Annotated in this window: 15 protein-coding genes; 12 read left to right on the top strand and 3 right to left on the bottom strand. The window is 67.9% G+C overall.

Annotated features, from left to right (window positions below; genetic code table 11):
* Positions 1–99 precede the first annotated feature (99 nt).
* A complete protein-coding gene (locus Q9R39_RS12800; protein WP_065631129.1) occupies positions 100–489 on the bottom strand; it encodes a nuclear transport factor 2 family protein in 390 nt (129 codons plus the stop codon).
* A gap of 316 nt (positions 490–805) precedes the next feature.
* Here Q9R39_RS12800 and Q9R39_RS12795 point away from each other — a divergent pair, with 316 nt between their 5' ends.
* From Q9R39_RS12795 to Q9R39_RS12770, 6 genes are all read left to right on the top strand, one after another.
* A complete protein-coding gene (locus Q9R39_RS12795) occupies positions 806–1,747 on the top strand; it encodes a glycerophosphoryl diester phosphodiesterase membrane domain-containing protein (protein WP_311277590.1) in 942 nt (313 codons plus the stop codon).
* Positions 1,744–2,424: a DUF4129 domain-containing protein gene (locus Q9R39_RS12790; RefSeq protein WP_058252953.1), complete on the top strand. Its 681-nt coding sequence runs from the start codon at positions 1,744–1,746 to the stop codon at positions 2,422–2,424. Before Q9R39_RS12795 ends, Q9R39_RS12790 begins: the two co-directional genes overlap by 4 nt.
* Positions 2,421–3,713: a DUF4350 domain-containing protein gene (locus tag Q9R39_RS12785; protein WP_311277589.1), complete on the top strand. Its 1,293-nt coding sequence runs from the start codon at positions 2,421–2,423 to the stop codon at positions 3,711–3,713. The genes Q9R39_RS12790 and Q9R39_RS12785 overlap by 4 nt, the downstream gene beginning before the upstream one ends.
* The gene (locus Q9R39_RS12780) at positions 3,710–4,792 is read left to right on the top strand and encodes a MoxR family ATPase (RefSeq protein WP_058252954.1); all 1,083 of its coding nucleotides are present in this window, start codon (positions 3,710–3,712) and stop codon (positions 4,790–4,792) included. Before Q9R39_RS12785 ends, Q9R39_RS12780 begins: the two co-directional genes overlap by 4 nt.
* Positions 4,792–6,084, top strand: a complete 1,293-nt coding sequence (locus tag Q9R39_RS12775) for a DUF58 domain-containing protein (protein WP_311277588.1) — start codon at positions 4,792–4,794, stop codon at positions 6,082–6,084. Before Q9R39_RS12780 ends, Q9R39_RS12775 begins: the two co-directional genes overlap by 1 nt.
* A 775-nt stretch (positions 6,085–6,859) precedes the next feature.
* Positions 6,860–7,174: a hypothetical protein gene (locus Q9R39_RS12770; RefSeq protein ID WP_231742667.1), complete on the top strand. Its 315-nt coding sequence runs from the start codon at positions 6,860–6,862 to the stop codon at positions 7,172–7,174.
* Positions 7,175–7,479: 305 nt separating this feature from the next.
* Here the strand turns inward: Q9R39_RS12770 and Q9R39_RS12765 are convergent, their stop codons facing one another.
* Together Q9R39_RS12765 and acnA are read right to left on the bottom strand one after the other, a co-directional pair.
* The gene (locus Q9R39_RS12765) at positions 7,480–7,773 is read right to left on the bottom strand and encodes a hypothetical protein (protein WP_058253737.1); all 294 of its coding nucleotides are present in this window, start codon (positions 7,771–7,773) and stop codon (positions 7,480–7,482) included.
* A gap of 89 nt (positions 7,774–7,862) precedes the next feature.
* Entirely contained in the window at positions 7,863–10,460 is a 2,598-nt protein-coding gene (gene acnA / locus Q9R39_RS12760) for an aconitate hydratase AcnA (protein ID WP_058253738.1), read from the bottom strand.
* Positions 10,461–10,569: 109 nt separating this feature from the next.
* Here acnA and Q9R39_RS12755 point away from each other — a divergent pair, with 109 nt between their 5' ends.
* The 6 genes from Q9R39_RS12755 to Q9R39_RS12730 all read left to right on the top strand — a co-directional run bounded on the left by Q9R39_RS12755 (position 10,570) and on the right by Q9R39_RS12730 (position 15,813).
* Complete coding sequence (locus Q9R39_RS12755; protein ID WP_058253739.1) at positions 10,570–11,250, top strand: GntR family transcriptional regulator; 681 nt, start codon at positions 10,570–10,572, stop codon at positions 11,248–11,250.
* A 258-nt stretch (positions 11,251–11,508) separates the two neighbouring features.
* Positions 11,509–12,555 (top strand): tripartite tricarboxylate transporter substrate binding protein, encoded by a 1,047-nt coding sequence (locus tag Q9R39_RS12750; RefSeq protein ID WP_078113905.1) that lies wholly within the window; start codon positions 11,509–11,511, stop codon positions 12,553–12,555.
* A gap of 64 nt (positions 12,556–12,619) precedes the next feature.
* Positions 12,620–13,018 (top strand): universal stress protein, encoded by a 399-nt coding sequence (locus Q9R39_RS12745; RefSeq protein ID WP_058253740.1) that lies wholly within the window; start codon positions 12,620–12,622, stop codon positions 13,016–13,018.
* Positions 13,008–13,574 carry a tripartite tricarboxylate transporter TctB family protein gene (locus Q9R39_RS12740; protein ID WP_058253741.1) on the top strand — a complete coding sequence of 189 codons (567 nt, stop codon included), beginning with the start codon at positions 13,008–13,010 and terminating at the stop codon, positions 13,572–13,574. The genes Q9R39_RS12745 and Q9R39_RS12740 overlap by 11 nt, the downstream gene beginning before the upstream one ends.
* Positions 13,574–15,079 carry a tripartite tricarboxylate transporter permease gene (locus tag Q9R39_RS12735; RefSeq protein ID WP_058253742.1) on the top strand — a complete coding sequence of 502 codons (1,506 nt, stop codon included), beginning with the start codon at positions 13,574–13,576 and terminating at the stop codon, positions 15,077–15,079. Before Q9R39_RS12740 ends, Q9R39_RS12735 begins: the two co-directional genes overlap by 1 nt.
* Complete coding sequence (locus Q9R39_RS12730) at positions 15,079–15,813, top strand: RraA family protein (protein WP_231742670.1); 735 nt, start codon at positions 15,079–15,081, stop codon at positions 15,811–15,813. The genes Q9R39_RS12735 and Q9R39_RS12730 overlap by 1 nt, the downstream gene beginning before the upstream one ends.
* Positions 15,814–16,029 lie beyond the last annotated feature (216 nt).

Raw genomic sequence — 16,029 nt, 5'->3', positions numbered from 1 at the left:
AGGCCCTTCGTGGCTCGTCGCTTGCGCTCCTCGCACCTCAGGGATCAAGGCTGACGCGCACTCCGCAAGCTCGCTCCTCAGGGAGCTGAGGGGTCGCGGTCAGAGCTGCTTGAGATCCGACTGCTGCCAGACCGCGCGCATCGTCGACACCTTGCCCTCGGCGTCGAAGACCATGATGTCGACGGGGGTGATCTCGAAGGCGAGTCCGGCGGTCTTGGTGACCAGGGTGAACTCGAAGACCGCGGTGTCGCCGGCGATCTTCTTCCACTTGAGCGTCGCGGTGCGCTCGTCCATACCGGTGATCACCGAGTAGAACTCCACCAGCTGCTCGCGGGTGTCGCGGATGTCCGCGCCGATGGGGTCCTCGACGGTCGCGTCGGCGGCGTAGAGGTCGGCGATCTGCTCTGCGGTACCCGAGTTGAGCAGCTCGATATAAGAGTCGACGGCCGCGTCGATCTTCTCGGCGAGCCCGGCTTGTTCCACGGTCATGAATCCTCCAGAAAAGTAGAACGTGTTCTAATTCGGCACGGTAGCACGGCGTCCGTCAACCGGTGGATGATTTCGGTGCCCGGTCGGAGTTGTTTGATACGTTCGCCGCACAGTTTCCCCGCGTGCGGAAAGGCCGGTGCACCTCTCGATGACCGAGCCGCCGCGCGTACCTCCACCACCGTCCGGCGAGCCCCCGTGGCAGCCGCCCGTCGTATCCGACGAGTGGAGCCCGGTGCCAGATGCGGGACCGCCGCAGGGTCCACCCACACCGCGGCCGCCTACCGTGCCCGGACCGCAGCCGCAATGGGGTTCGGCGATGTCGACCCCACCTGGCTCGAGTGCTCCCCTTCCGGGGAACGGGTGGGCGGGGTGGATGCCGCCACGACGACCGACGCCCGTCAGCGCACTGCTGCAACAGATCTTCTCCACCACGTTCGCGGCACCGCGCGTCTTCCTGGGCCTCGTCGGCGTGAGCTGGGGCGCGGCGGCGGCACCAGTCGCGCTCGTCACCTGGTGGCTGGTGAGCGCCGAACCGACCCTCGACGACCCGGACGACTGGGCGAGCCTGGCACCGGTCACCGCGTTCGTCCTCACTGTCTTTGCGCAGTGGACCGTCATGACCGGCGCACTCAGCGGTCTCGCCGCCCGTCCCCTGGCCCGCCTGCGCGCCGGGTCCGTACCGACAATCGACGACGCCCTGCGCGCGGCACGCCGGTCCCTCGCCCGACTGTCGGGGTGGACCGCACTCCTGGGACTCGCCGTCGCGGCGGCGTTCGCCCCGAGCATCGCACTCCTCGGACTGGGCATCGCCTCCGACGGAATCGTGCTGATCACCGGGAGTCTCCTCCTCTTCCTCGTCGCGCTCATCCCGGTGACGTGGCTGCTGGTACGCACGGTGTTCACGGCGCCGGCGATCGTGATAGACGGCCTCTCCGTGCGAGACGCGATCGCCCGCTCGGGGTCGTTGTCGGCGGAGCGGTTCTGGCGGACCTTCGGCATCCTGGCGGTCATGGTCGTGCTGGCGTGGGTCGCGATGACGACGATGATGTACCCCTTCGATCTCCTCGGATCGATCGCCGGCATGTGGTTCGACGACGGGGACGCCCGTGCCACCGAGACCGTCGTCGCGGTGATCGGCATCGTCGTGGCGTCGATGGTCGTGCAACCGGTACTGACCGTCGTCCCGGCCGTCCTGTTTGACGATGCACGCGCCGAGGCGGCCCCGACGCCGTTCTTCTCCGGACAGGGTGACCGGTGATCGGAGTTCTCGCTGCGCCATTGGACCCCGGCAACGACGAAGCACGCCGGTGGGCCGAGGAGGAGCTGTCCGAATCCGAGTATCAACCACCCGAACCGTCGTGGTTCGACCGCTTCGGTGAGCGGCTCTGGGAGTGGATCGCCGACAACGTTTTCGGCTGGTTCGGCGGCTCCGACACCCTTCGGGGCATCGTGATCGTCGTGGCGATCGCCCTCGTCCTCGGGCTCGTCGTCGCGGTCGTCCGGCATCTCCGACGCAACCCACGAGTTCCCCGCACCACCGCTGGCCCGCCAACGGGGTCGGTGCTGACAGGGCCGGCTCGGTCCGCGGCCGACTTCCGGTCCGACGCCGACGCCGCCTTCGCCGCGGGCCGGTACGACGAGTGTGTGCTCGCCGCCGTCCGTGCCGTGGCTCGTCGGGGTATCGAGCGCGGTCTGCTGGCCGATGAACCGTCTCTGACCGCCCACGAGGTCGCTGTCGACCTCGGACCCCGCTTCCCCACCTACGACTCCGGGTTACGAACGGCGACAGACCTGTTCGACGCCATTGCCTACGGCGACCGACACGCATCGGCCGAGTCCGCGCGCGCGGTCCTCGACATCGAACGCGGGGTCTCGTCCGCACGGCCGGTCGACCAGGACACGGTCCGGTCGAGCCGACTGGCGGTGCCCCGGTGACCGGCACCGTGCAGGCGACGCCACCCGGACCCGTCACGTCGACGCCGATGCGACCGGCGCCCGCGAAGAACAAGACGCCGGCGTGGATCTGGGTGACCATCGTGCTGGTGGTGGTCGTCGTGGTCGCCGGCGTCGGGCTCCTCGGTGTCACGGCACTCACCGGGGCGCAAGGCACGCCCGGTCCCGGCGTCAGCTACGACCCCGACAACGCCCAGCCCACCGGATCGCGCGCTCTCGCTCAGATCCTCGACGACCACGGGGCCGACCTCCGGCAGGTGCGCGGCCTCGCGGAGTTCACCGACGCCCCACGTCCCGGCCGCGGGACCACGGTGGTGGTGAGCTCGACCTCATCGCTCAATCCCGGTACGACACAACAGTTCCGAGAGCGCGTGCAGGACGCCGACCGCGTGATCCTGATCGCGCCGGACACCACCGTGCTCACCGCGCTCGACCTGCCCGTCACGTCCGGTTACGGCGCCGGCCCGGCAGCGGTCCCCGCGGGTTGCCGCACGCCCGGCATCGACGAGACCGACGTCGTCGACTTCAGTCCGTTCGGATACTCACCGACCTCGCCCGCGGCCACGGCCTGCTTCACGTCCGACGGGACATCGAATCTGGTCGTGGTCCCCCGCACCGCCGACCGTCCCGAATTCGTCGTCATCAGTGGCATAATGCTCACCAACGAGCACCTGGCACAGCAGGACAACGCCGGCGTCGCCGTGCGGATATTCGCGAGGTCCGACGAGATCCTCTGGTACGTGCCCTTCTTCACCGATCAAGTCGCGACCGAGGAGGAGGAGTCCGACATCCCGGCCGCGGTCGGGCCGCTGATCGTGTTGACCGTCTTCGCGGTTCTGGCCCTGATGTTGTGGCGGGGCCGGCGATTAGGCTCGCTGGTCACCGAGCCGCTCCCGGCGGTCGTCAAGGCGGTCGAGACCACCCGGGCGCGGGGCCGGATGTATCACCGCGCTGGAGCCGACGCGCGCGCCGCGGCGGCGCTGCGCATCCACACGTTGGGTTCGCTGGCGTCGTATCTGGGACTTCCGTTCGACGCCGCCCGTGCCACCGACGCATTGTCGCGACCCGACTGGGACACCGTCGTCGCGCCGACCGAGAACTCGGACCCGATGGTGTCGGCGATCGTCCTCGCCGTGGTGGGGGCAACGCACCGCGATCTGGGCGAGGTCCGGTCGCTGCTGTCCGGTCCGCTCCCCACCACCGACGCCCAGCTCGTGCACTTCACCGCCGAGCTGACCAACCTCGAGAAGGAAGTCCGACACACGCCATGACCGTCGACCCGTCCCGCAACCCACGCCCCGGTCCGTTCGCCCCGGACGCATCCGTACACGCAGACCCGTTCGCCAAGGCACCTGCCGGGCCACCACCGGAGTACGCGCACCACCGACCCGGCGGAGCGCCGAACCGCGCCCGCGATGCGCTCGGGGCCGTGCGCGGCGAGGTCGGGAAAGCCGTCGTCGGCCAGGACCCGGCGGTGGCGGGCATCCTGATCGCGCTGCTCTGCCGCGGGCACATCCTGCTCGAAGGCGTTCCCGGCGTGGCCAAGACGCTGCTCGTCCGGTCGGTGGCGGCCGCGCTCGACGTCGAGACGAAGCGCGTGCAGTTCACCCCCGACCTCATGCCCGGTGATGTCACCGGCTCACTCGTGTTCGATTCCGCCAGCTCCGAATTCACCTTCCGCGAAGGACCGGTGTTCACCAATCTCCTGCTGGCCGACGAGATCAACCGCACCCCACCGAAGACCCAGGCGTCATTGCTCGAGGCGATGGAGGAACGGCAGGTCACCGTCGACGGGGATTCCCGCCCGCTGCCGAGCCCGTTCCTCGTCGCGGCGACGCAGAACCCGGTCGAGTACGAGGGCACCTACCCGTTGCCCGAAGCCCAGCTCGACCGCTTCCTGCTGAAGGTCACCCTGCCGCTCCCCCCTCGCGACGACGAGATCACCGTGCTGACGCGGCACGCCTCCGGATTCGATCCGCGGAATCTGTCCGCCGCCGGCCTCCGTCCGGTCGCCTCGGCCGCCGACATCGAGGCCGGCGCCGAGCAGGTCCGCCGGGTGACGGTCGCCCCGCAGGTCACCGCCTACATCGTCGACATCGCCCGGGCCACCCGATTCTCGCCGTCACTGGCCCTCGGCGTCAGTCCGCGCGGCGCAACCGCACTGCTCGGCACGAGCCGGGCATGGGCGTGGCTGAACGGCCGCGACTTCGTGACCCCCGACGACGTGCAGGCGCTCGCCCAATCGACGCTCGCGCACCGCCTGTCGTTGCGCCCGGAGGCCGAACTCGAAGGGGTGTCGGTGGGTTCGGTGCTCGACGCCGCGATCAACTCGGTGCCCGTCCCCCGCTGATGTTCCTCACCGGCCGCTTTCTGATCCTGGTGCTGCTCGGTGCGGTGCCCATCCTGATATGGCCGAACTACTTCGTCCCCGTGCTGTGGGCGCTGTTCTGTGTCCTGCTCACCTGCCTCGACATCGCGCTGGCAGGGTCCACGAAGTCGATCACCATGTCGCGGTCGGCACCCGGCCCGATCCGGCTCGGCCAGCGCACGACGTGTTCGATCGCCGTCACCAACCACGGCTCGCAGACGTTCCGCGGAGTCTTGCGCGACAGCTGGCAGCCGTCCGCGGGTGCGTCGGACAACACCCACCGGGTGTCCGTTCCACGTGCGGAGACCCGCTCGGTGACAACGACTCTCACCCCCACCCGGCGCGGTGACCGACTCGCGGTCCGGGTCGCCGTCCGCCGGGTGGGTCCCCTCGGCCTCGCCGGACGTCAACGGTCGGTGCCGTTGCCGGGCCGCGTCCGCGCGCTCCCGCCCTTCGACTCGCGGCGGCTGCTGCCGTCACGGTTGGCCCATCTGCGGCAGCTCGACGGCCGGTCGGCGGTGCGCGTGCGCGGTCAGGGCACCGAATTCGATTCCCTGCGTGACTATGTCGAAGGCGACGATGTCCGCAGCATCGACTGGCGGGCCACCGCCCGGCGTCGTTCTACGGTGGTCCGCACCTGGCAGCCGGAGAAGGATCGGCACATCGTCATCGTCCTGGACACGTCTCGGACGTCGGCCGGGCGTGTGGGCGACACACCTCGACTCGACGCCGCGATGGATGCCGCACTATTGCTTGCCGCACTCGCGTCGCACGCCGGCGACCGGGTCGATCTGATCGCCGGTGACCGGCGGGTCCATCGACGGGTGGTCGGCGTCGGTCGCACGATGCTGCTGAATAGCCTCGTGACCGCAATGGCGGATCTCGAACCCGCTCTGCTGGAGGCGGATTGGCCGCTACTCGGAGCCGAGGTCGCCAAGATCGGGCGACAGCGCGCGCTGCTGGTCCTGCTCGCGCCCCTCGAGCCCGCGGCCGTCGAGGAGTCGCTGCTCCCCCCGCTGTCGGTGCTGGCGCAACGCTACAAGGTCATCATCGGCTCGGTCGCCGACCCCGCCCTCGACGACATGCTGACCGAGCGCGACGACGCCGCACAGATCTACGACGCCGCCGCCGCGGCACGCACACTCACCCTGCGGGACCGAACCGCCTCCGCGGTGGGCCGGCTCGGCGTCGACGTGGTGGATGCCCCACCGGACAAGCTGCCCGCCACGCTCGCCGATCACTATCTGTTGCTGAAGTCGCGAGGGTTGCTCTGACCGGTACGATTGATGCTTTTCTCCATGACAGTGACTGCTCGACAACCACTTTCATTTTGTGTGAGTGCGTGCCGCGGCGCCGACCACGTGAGTCTTGTCGCTGCGACCGGTGTCGTTGCGTTCCCACAGATGTGTCGCGCGTCGCTCGGACGAGCGTCAACTTGTTCTTGACAGGCAGCCTTCAGCCGCTGCTGTCGAGGCGAGAGGGCAGACAGCGACAGTCGAGAGCAACCGACACGCGCCGCTACCACCTGCACAGTCACTCAGGATGTGGAAGCCGAGTCCTACCACCTTGTTTCCACTCGTCCTCGTCTGTCGCCGATAATGTACCTTATGTTAAGTGAAGCACTGCATATTGCATCAGATGCATCGCCTCGCCACTCCTCCTGGTCCTGACCGCGCTCACGAACACCATTGTTTCCCAGCGGCATTCGAGAAGGCGACCCAGCTGCGACGCGATGCCGAGCGCTTGAGGCCGGGCCGCCTTGTTACGGAACAACTCGATGACCTGCAGATTGGCATTGATGATGCACTGGATGAATCAATGATGCATCAGATGAGCCGCCTGGCGTGGTGTTAAAGGTTGGCTCCGGCAACCCGGTCCGGCGCATAGTCGTGGCATGCTGAGCTTCTGTACTGATCGTCGACCATATCGACGCTCACCGGGATCGGTTCGGGGTCGTCCCGATCTGCCGCGTGCTCCGCGAGCGCGGAATGCAGCTCGCCCCGTCCACGTACTACGCCCGCAAACACGCAGGCGCGGTCTCGGCCACCGTTGTGGCCGAGGCGTACGACGCTCACGCGTGACCTCGACACCGCCGCGTTGCGGGATGGCCGCCCCCGGGGGCTCACCCAGGCCATCTCCCGCTGGCTCTACGCCCTCACCCACCACGGACAGGCAGCGGTCGACGGGATCGAGTCCGACTCCCGCCACGGCGACCAGCTGCGCATGCGGGCGCTCTACGAACGCGCCGCCGACCCCGACATCAGCCCCCACATCGACGTTGTCGACCACTGCCCCATCGACGCCGCGGATCCACAACTGGCCCGTGCCCTGACCCTCCTCGGACTCGAGTGGACCCCCGCATAAATCGGCCTGAAACAGGCTGTGTCGCAACACTGAACCAGCATGAGCCTTATTCGACCAGCCGTGGTAATGCCTACGATCGTCTCTTCGAGGCCGGGATCGCGCACCTGCACTGCTACACCGTCGCGCATGGTTCCAGGTCGCCGACCCGCGATGCGACGATCGACCGCTCTCTATCGGTTGGTGGGTCGTCAGCCGCCGTGCCGATTACCGGCGGGTTCGGCCGAACGGATCCGCCGCCTCGAGTCCAGATTCCCGGCCAGGACTTCCTCCACAACCCACCGTCGTTCTGACATCGCGCTCACGTCCTACACCGCCACCGCCGGGATGTCGGCCGCATAGCGGATGACCGAACCGACTCGGCCGAAACGGCGTTCGATGATCACGATCGCCTCCGCGAGCTGGTCGGGGTCGTCGACGTCGGCGACGAATGCCGCGGTGTGCCCGTTGTTGCCGAGCATGAACGGCAGGACCGCGGAGTACTCACTGCTGACGACAGCCAGCGGGATGTCGCGACGGAACAGGTCGTACGCGTGGTCGATGGCAGCAGGGTCGTCGAGGACGACGAGCGGGACCGAGGAGATGTGCTTGTTCTTTCTCATGTATCGAGAGTGAACTCGCAGGTTATGAGGGGGTTGACCGATCACTGTGAATTCGCTGGCAGCTACGCGTTGCCCCCCCGCCCGCGAGGTCACCGCACGAGTTGCTCGTCGAGAATGCTGGGGATGACTCCGCCGCGTCGGAGAAGCCGACGATCCAGATCGGTCTCGGCGGCCACCTGCGCGTCGAAACGCCTTTCGGAACCGTCGATCCGCCGGACGACGACCGCCACCGTCCCGCGGTCGACGGCGTCGGCAGTCCCGTTGACGCGCAGTCGGTCTCCGGGCTGCAGGTCCTGCAACCCGCCGTCGACGTCAGCAGGAATCAGCAACGGCAGGACGCCGACACCGATCAGATTGGACCGATGAATCCGCTCGAAACTGCGCGCGAGCACGGCCCGCACTCCGAGCAGACGCACCAGCTTCGCCGCCCAGTCGCGCGAGCTGCCCATGCCGTACCGTTCCCCCGCCACGATCACCACCGCGTCGCCGTCGTCGGCGTACCGGCCCGCGGCCTCCGGAAGAGACACGACCTCGCCGGTGGGCGCATGCACGGTGTGCGCGGGAGCCGCATCCGGTGCGAGCGCGTTGCGGACGTTCTTGTTCTGAAACCCGCCCCGCAACATGGCTTCCCAATTGCCCCGCCGGGAGGCGTAGACGTTCAGGTCGCCCGGTTCCGCACCTCGCTCCACAAGGTATCGACCGGTCGGGCTGTCGGGCTTGATCGCCCCGGCCGGGGAGATGTGGTCGGTGGTGATGTCGTCGCCGAGCACGAGCAGGGGCTGCGCGGTGTACTCCCCGAGCATGGTGTGCGCGTAGCCGTCATCGGCGAAAGGAGGACGCCGCAGGGCCGTCGACGACGGGTCCCAGGGGAACAGCGGCCCATCCGGAACATCGAGTGCGTCCCATGCCGGATTGCGGGACGCGGAGACGAAGTCGTCGACGACATCACGCGGACGCCGCGCTGCATCGGTGAGCGCGTCGATCTCCTCCGGGGCGGGCCACAGTTCAGCGAGCATCACGTCGTGTCCGTCGGCGTCGACGCCGATCGGTTCCGAGGTGGGATCTATCGCCGCATCACCCGCGAGCGCGAAGACGATCACCATCGGCGGCGACATCAGCAGGCCCAGTTCGAGGTCCGGGTGGACGCGGCCGGGGAAGTTGCGGTTGCCGCTGAGTACTGCCACCGGATTTCGTGTGTGCGCCTCGGCCACCGCGGTGATCTCCGCCGGCAGCGGTCCCGAGTTGCCGATGCAGGTGGCACAACCGAATCCGACGATGTCGAAGCCGACCGCGGACAGGTCGTCGGTGAGACCGGCCCGCTCGAGCACGCCGGCGGCAGAGGGCGAACCCGGCGCGAGGGAGGTCTTCACATACTCCGGCACCCGCAGCCCTCGTTCCCGTGCGCGGCGGGCGACCAAACCCGCGGCGATGAGGAGGCGCGGGTCAGAGGTGTTGGTACAGCTCGTGATCGACGCGATGGCGATCGGGAAGGCGGGCATCGGGATGTCGTCGTCACATCGAGAAGGCCCCTCGGCGTCGAAGGTCGCCGGCAACTCGGTCACCGGGACCAGGTCCTGCGGGCGACGCGGACCGGCCACCGACGGGACCACCGCACCCAGGTCGATGTCGATCGTGCGGGTGAAACGCGGCTCGGCATCGGGGTCGAACCACAGTCCGAGCCGTCGTGTCACCGACTCGACGAGCTCGCAGTGTTCTGCGGTACGTCCGGTGTCGGCCAGATATCGGACGGTCTGTGCGTCGACGGGGAAGAACCCGGTGGTGGCACCGTATTCCGGGGCCATGTTGGCGATCACCGCCCGTGCGCCCGCCGTCAGTGCCGATACGCCCGGCCCGTAGAACTCGACGAACTCACCCGTGACCCCGAGCTCGCGCAGACGGTGCGTGACGACCAGCGAGAGATCCGTGGCCAGCACGCCCGCGGAGAGCGTCCCGGTGAGGCGGACTCCCACGACCTCGGGGATCCGCAGTGTGGTCGGCATGCCGAACATCACCGTCTCGGCTTCCAGACCTCCTATGCCCCAGCCCAATACACCGAGCCCGTTGATCATGGGCGTGTGGCTGTCCGTACCGAGCATCATGTCGGGCACCGCGTGGTCGACGCCACCGACCTTCTCCACCGTCACCACGGTGGCGAGCTGTTCGAGGTTGATCGTGTGCATGATCCCGGTACCCGGCGGGTTGATGTGCACGGTGTCCATCGTGGTCGACGCCCAGGCCAGGAAGCGATACCGCTCCGCGTTGCGACGCATGTCGTGGGCGAGATTGGCCGCGGCGGCATCGCGGCGCGCGAACGACTCGACCGCGAGCGAATGGTCCACCGAGACCTCCACCGGAAGGCGGGGACTCAACGCCGTCGGATCCCCACCTCGGGCGGCAACCGCGTCACGCATCGCGGCGATGTCGACGAGGGCGGGCGTGCTGGTGGTGTCGTGCATCAGCAACCGGCCCGGCACATACGGGATCTCGGCGTCGCTGGTGCCGGCGCGAAGCCAGCGGGTCATGTCGTCCAGGGCTCGATCGCGCGTCTCGGCGTCGGCATGGCGAGTCACGTTCTCGGCGAGTAGACGGACCACCGTGGGCCACTGCCGGTACACGTCGGACCCGACCCGCCGCTCGACATCGACGACCGGCAGATCGGGTTGCGCGCGGCGTTCAGCTCCACTCATGCACCCCACTATAGGTTATAACCTATAACTTGCACCACCCGTGTTATCATCGCCGCGTCCGGCGCTGCCGCACCCTCGACGTCCCATGACCACTGCCGGGAGGCCCGCCATGACCACACCAGGCGGGATGTTCACCAAGAACGATTACGCATACGCCGAGCTACAGCGGCGGATTCTGACCGGCGTCCTGCCGGCCGGCGCGGTGATCCCCCAGGCCAAGCTGGCGGCCGAGATCGGCGTCAGCACGACTCCCCTCCGCGAGGCGATCCGCCGGCTGTCCGCCGAGGGCATGGTCGAACTCGAGGCCCACCGAGACGCGCGCGTGACCCCCGTATCGGCCGATGAGGCGCGCCACCTCTACCAGGTACGCGAGAACCTGGACCCGCTCGCGGCGGCGCTCGCCGCGCGGACGCGAACGGCGGCCGACATCGCCGCCATCAGCAATGCCTTCGATCGCCTCTCGCCCATTGCCAGTGCGTCCGATGTCGATGCCCTTGTCCGACACCGGGAATTCCATCGCACGGTGTACCGCGCTTCGGGCAACCCCGTTCTCATCGACATCCTCGAACGACTCTGGGACAAAGCAGATCGTTACCGAGTCATCGGCCTCTCCCACCGGGGCGATTCACCCGACGACCGGTCGCGGGTCACCGCCGAGCACCGGGCGATCATGGAGGCCGTCGCCGACGGTGACGCCGAGCGTGCCGACGCGGTGATGCGCGAGCACATCGGCAACAGTCTCGGACGTCGTGCCATCGATGCGCTCACCGAGGACCCCGTCGCCGGCTGACCTGGCCGCTGCCACTATTCCGACCCCTGTGTCCTGCGTCACCGTCATAGGTTATAATCTATAACTGTGCGACGCCGAGCGCGCGCGAAAAGCGCAAAACGATACTTATGCGCCCAAGCGTGACTGTGACGACGGTTACGCCAACACTTCCGATGTGACCACCGACGTGGTGGTCCTCACATTCGCAGCAGAATCGAGTCAGACGATGTTGGTAGCTCTCGGCCTCGGGACCCGACCCCGAACGAAAACGAGGACCGCATGACCGCACCATCCCCCGGCACCGACGAATCGACAGAGCTGTCCCGCACGTCTCGTCCGCCGAAACGTGTTCCCACGCTCGTCAAAGCACTCGGCGCACTGGTCGCCGCGGCGATCGTCGTCGTCGGCGTCGTCGACGCGGCCGGGAGCGAGGGCGGCGCCGACGCGCGATCGCAATTGACCCTGATCGCGCCCGCGGCCGCCGGTGGTGGTTGGGACGGTGCGGCGCGCGAGATGCAGCAGGCGCTGCGAGCCCAGAACATCGTCAACAACTCGCAGGTCGTCAACATCCCCGGTGCCGGCGGCACGATCGGACTCAGCCAGTTCGCGGGGATGACCGGCGACGCCACCACGATCATGGTCATGGGCATCACGATGCTGGGCGCGATCAACATCAACGGGTCCGACGTGGATCTCGGAGACGTCACCCCCATCGCGCGGCTCGCCGACGATTACGACGTCGTCGTCGTGCCGGCTGATTCTCCGATCACGACCATCGAAGAGCTGATGGCCGAATGGAAGAAGGACCCCAAGAACTTCACGTTCGGTGGCGGTTCGCTGGGCAGCGTCGACCAGATGATCATCAGCCAGATGGCTCGGGAGAACGGTATCGACCCCGGCGCGGTCAACTACATCGCCTACTCCGGTGGTGGCGAACTGGCGACCTCACTCATGTCCGGGACGATCAAGGCCTCGGTCAGTGGTTACGAGGATTTCGTCGACCAGATCACCGCCGGAAATCTACGCGCGCTGGCGATCTCGGCCCCCGAGCCGGTCCCGGCCATCGATCTGCCGACCCTGTCCGAACTGGGTTACGACGTCACCCTCACCAACTGGCGCGGGGTGGTCGCACCGCCGGGCATCACCGATGACCAGCGCACCGAACTCGAGGCGATCGTCACCGAGGTCGTCGAATCACCCGAGTGGCGAGATGCACTGCAGCGCAACAACTGGTCCGACACGTTCACGCCGGGCACCGGATTCAACCAGGTCATCGACCAGCAATCGGAGTTCGTCCGCGGCATCTGGGCCGACCTCGGGTACTGACTGACCGGCGGTCGCCGAACCTGCACTGCACAACTTCTGCCCCACACGACATCACGGAGAACCCATGCCCATCCTTGTCGCTTTCGCCCACACCCCCGAAGGTCGAGCGGCCTTCGAACACGGCCGGCGCCTCGCGCGCAGCGAGAGCTCTCAACTGATCGTCTTCGACATGGAAACCCCTGCTGTCGACGACGACGGTGGCATTCCCGAGCCCGACTTCGCCCCTATCGAGAACGCCGGCAACGACACCGCGATTCGCTGGCTCGGCCATCGTCGCGAGGATTCCGATCCGGCCGCCGAACTCATCGACGTCTCAGAAGAACTGGCCGCCGATCTCATCGTCGTCGGACTGCGCCGCCGGTCCCGCGTCGGGAAGCTCCTGCTCGGCTCGAACGCACAGCGCATCCTCATCGACGCCGAGGTCCCCGTACTGGCAGTGAAGGCAGCCCATCATGACGACTGACAATGCGGCGGCCCAGCCGGCCTCACCACTTGACGACGACCGCGGACCAGAGCGTGAACGCGGCCCGCTCAGCGGACGAAGCGGCCTGGTCGTCGCCGGCCTGATGCTCGCACTTGCCGTCTACCTGACCGCCGGCATCATCGGGATGGACATCCCGGGTAGCGCAGCGACTCCCGGGCCCGCGTTCTTCCCGATCATCCTGACGATCTGCGCCTACCTGATCGCCGGACTGCTGACCGTGCAGACCCTGCGTCACCCCGACGAGCCCGATCCCGACATCGTGCCGCCCGCGACCGGTCAGTGGCGAACGCAGAGTGACTGGCGTGCACTGGGTCTCGTCCTGGCCGGACTCATCGCCTTCACCGTGCTGCTGGTTCCGCTGGGTTGGATCCTGTCCGCTGCGCTGCTGTTCTGGATCGTCGCCTACGCCATGGGTTCCACCCGTCCGGTCCTCGACATCGCGGTGTCGCTCGTCGTCTCCTGTGCGGTGCAGGCGTTCTTCTCGGCGGGTCTCGGGCTGAACCTGCCCGCCGGCATCCTGGGAGGGCTGTTCTGATGGACAACGTCTCACTCCTGTTGGAGGGTTTCTCCCAGGCGCTCACCCCGATGAACCTGCTCTGGGTCTTCATCGGCGCGCTGCTCGGCACCGCGGTGGGTGTGCTCCCGGGCCTGGGTTCGGCGATGGCCGTCGCACTGCTGCTGCCGGTGACCTTCACCCTCGACCCCACCGCCGCGTTCATCATGTTCGCCGGCGTGTACTTCGGCGGCCTGTTCGGTGACTCGACCATGGGCATCCTGATGAACACGCCCGGCGGGTCGACCGCCATCGCAACATCATTCGAGGGTCATCGGATGGCCAAACGCGGGCGGGCCGCCCAGGCACTCGCCACCGCCGCGATCGGCGCCTTCATCGGCGGCATGATCGCGACGACCATCGTCGTGTTCTTCGCGCCCAAGCTCGCCGATCTCGCCATCCAGTTCGGTCCCGCCGAGTACTTCGCCCTCGCCGTCTTCGCCTTCATCGCGATTGCCTCGGTGGTCTCCGACTCCGTTATCAAGGGCCTGACCGGACTGCTCATCGGGCTGATCCTCGCGGTCATCGGGATCGACGGCATCTCGGGCACCCAGCGCTTCACGATGGGCGCGCCCGAGTTGTTCGACGGCATCAGCATCATCGTCATCACCGTCGGCACCCTGGCCCTGGGCGAGGTCCTCTACGTCGCCTCCCGCATCCACCGCACGCGTGCGCCGGACGCGGACGCCGTCATCGGGCGGCCCTTCCTCAAGCGCGCCGAGTTCCGCGAGGCGCTCCCGGCGTGGTTGCGCGGCACCGGCTTCGGCGTCCCCTTCGGCGTCATCCCGGTCGGCGGCGCAGAGGTGCCGACGTTCCTCGCCTACGGAACCGAGCGTCGTCTCGACCGCAAGCGACCCGACCCCCAGTTCGGTCACGGCGCCATCCGCGGCGTCGCGGGACCGGAGGCGGCGGGTAACGCGACGTCGGGCACCGCGATGGGTGCCCTGCTCGCGATGGGCCTGCCCACCTCCGCCACCGCGGCGATCATGCTGGCCGCGTTCCAGCAGTACGGCCTGCAGCCCGGCCCCCTGCTCTTTGAACGCAACGCCGATCTCGTCTGGACGCTCATCGCCAGCCTGTTCGTCGGCCTGGTCATGCTGCTGATCCTCAACATGCCGTTCGCCGCCATCTGGGCGAAGCTGCTGCTGATCCCCAGGCACTACCTCTACGCGGGGATCGCGGTGTTCTGCGTGCTCGGTGTCTACGCGACCTCGGCCGCGATCACCGACCTCATCCTGGTCATCGCCATCGCCTTCGTCGGATATCTGTTGCGACGCTATGGTTTCCCGCTCGCCCCCGTCATGATCGGCGTCGTCCTCGGCCCCCTTGCCGAGACCAGCCTGCGCAACGCGATGATGTCGAGTGGTGGCGATCCGAGCGTGCTGGTCGGCAGCGCGATCACCTGGGTCCTCTACGGAGTCCTGGCCGTCGTCGTCCTGTTCACCGCGTTCCGCCGCCTGCGGATGCGCACGCGTCAGGACACCTGATGCGACAGCAGTTCGTCCCCCGCTTCTCGCCCGCCCTCACCGAAAGTCAGCCGCCGATGCCCATGCGCACCACCACCGACCGCGCACTCATCCGCTCCCGCTTCCTCGCCGTCGACGTCGCGAACGTCGCCGACGTCCTCGACGACCTGGGTCACCGTGATCAGGCGCTCAGCACCGACTTCACGTGTGCGGCCGGGCGCGAACGGCTGGCCGGCTGGGCGTTCACCATCTCGGGCGCGATGAGCGACGCCCCGGGACGGGACCCGCTGAAAGCGCAGGCGTGCAGCCAGATCGGCCCGGACGAGGTCTCCGTGTGGCAGGGGAACGGCCGGGGCGTCTGTTACTTCGGTGAACTCGTCGCGATCGGCATGATGCAGCGGGGCTCCGTCGGCGCAGTGGTCGACGGCGGTGTGCGCGACAAGAGATGGCTCCACGAGATCGGCTTCACGACGTTCTCCCGCTATCCGACCTCGGTGCAGACCAGCGGCCGTTGGCGCGTCGAGACGTGGCAGCAACCCGTCACCTTGCCGGGCGCATCCGGGGAACCGGTCGTCATCGAGCCCGGCGACTTCATCCTCGGCGACGACGACGGTGTCATCGTCATCCCCGCTGGGATCGTCGACGTCGTGCTCGAGGCAGCGGAGACCATGACGGAGAAGGAGATCGACGTCCGGGCCGCGATCCGCAACGGCATGACCCTCGCCGACGCGATGGCGGAGTTCGGACGGATCTGATCCCGCACTCGGCGGCAGGCGCGAGAACAATTCCCTAGTCCGAAAGGAGGACAGAACCATTGCTCCCTGAGGTGCGAGGAGCGCCAGCCGCCGGGCCGAGCAAGCGACGAAGGAGCGAGTCGAGGTCGACGAGCCTCGAAGGGCTGGCGACGCATCTCACCAGGACCCTTCGTGACGGCCTCCGCAAGCTCCGGCCTCCTCAGGGAGCAGAAGTAG

Source organism: Gordonia sp. AC31 (assembly GCF_031844505.1).
GTDB classification, from domain to species: Bacteria; Actinomycetota; Actinomycetes; order Mycobacteriales; family Mycobacteriaceae; genus Gordonia; species Gordonia hongkongensis.
Note: the sequence above shows the minus strand (reverse complement) of the source record. Positions and strands in the feature narration are given on the sequence as shown.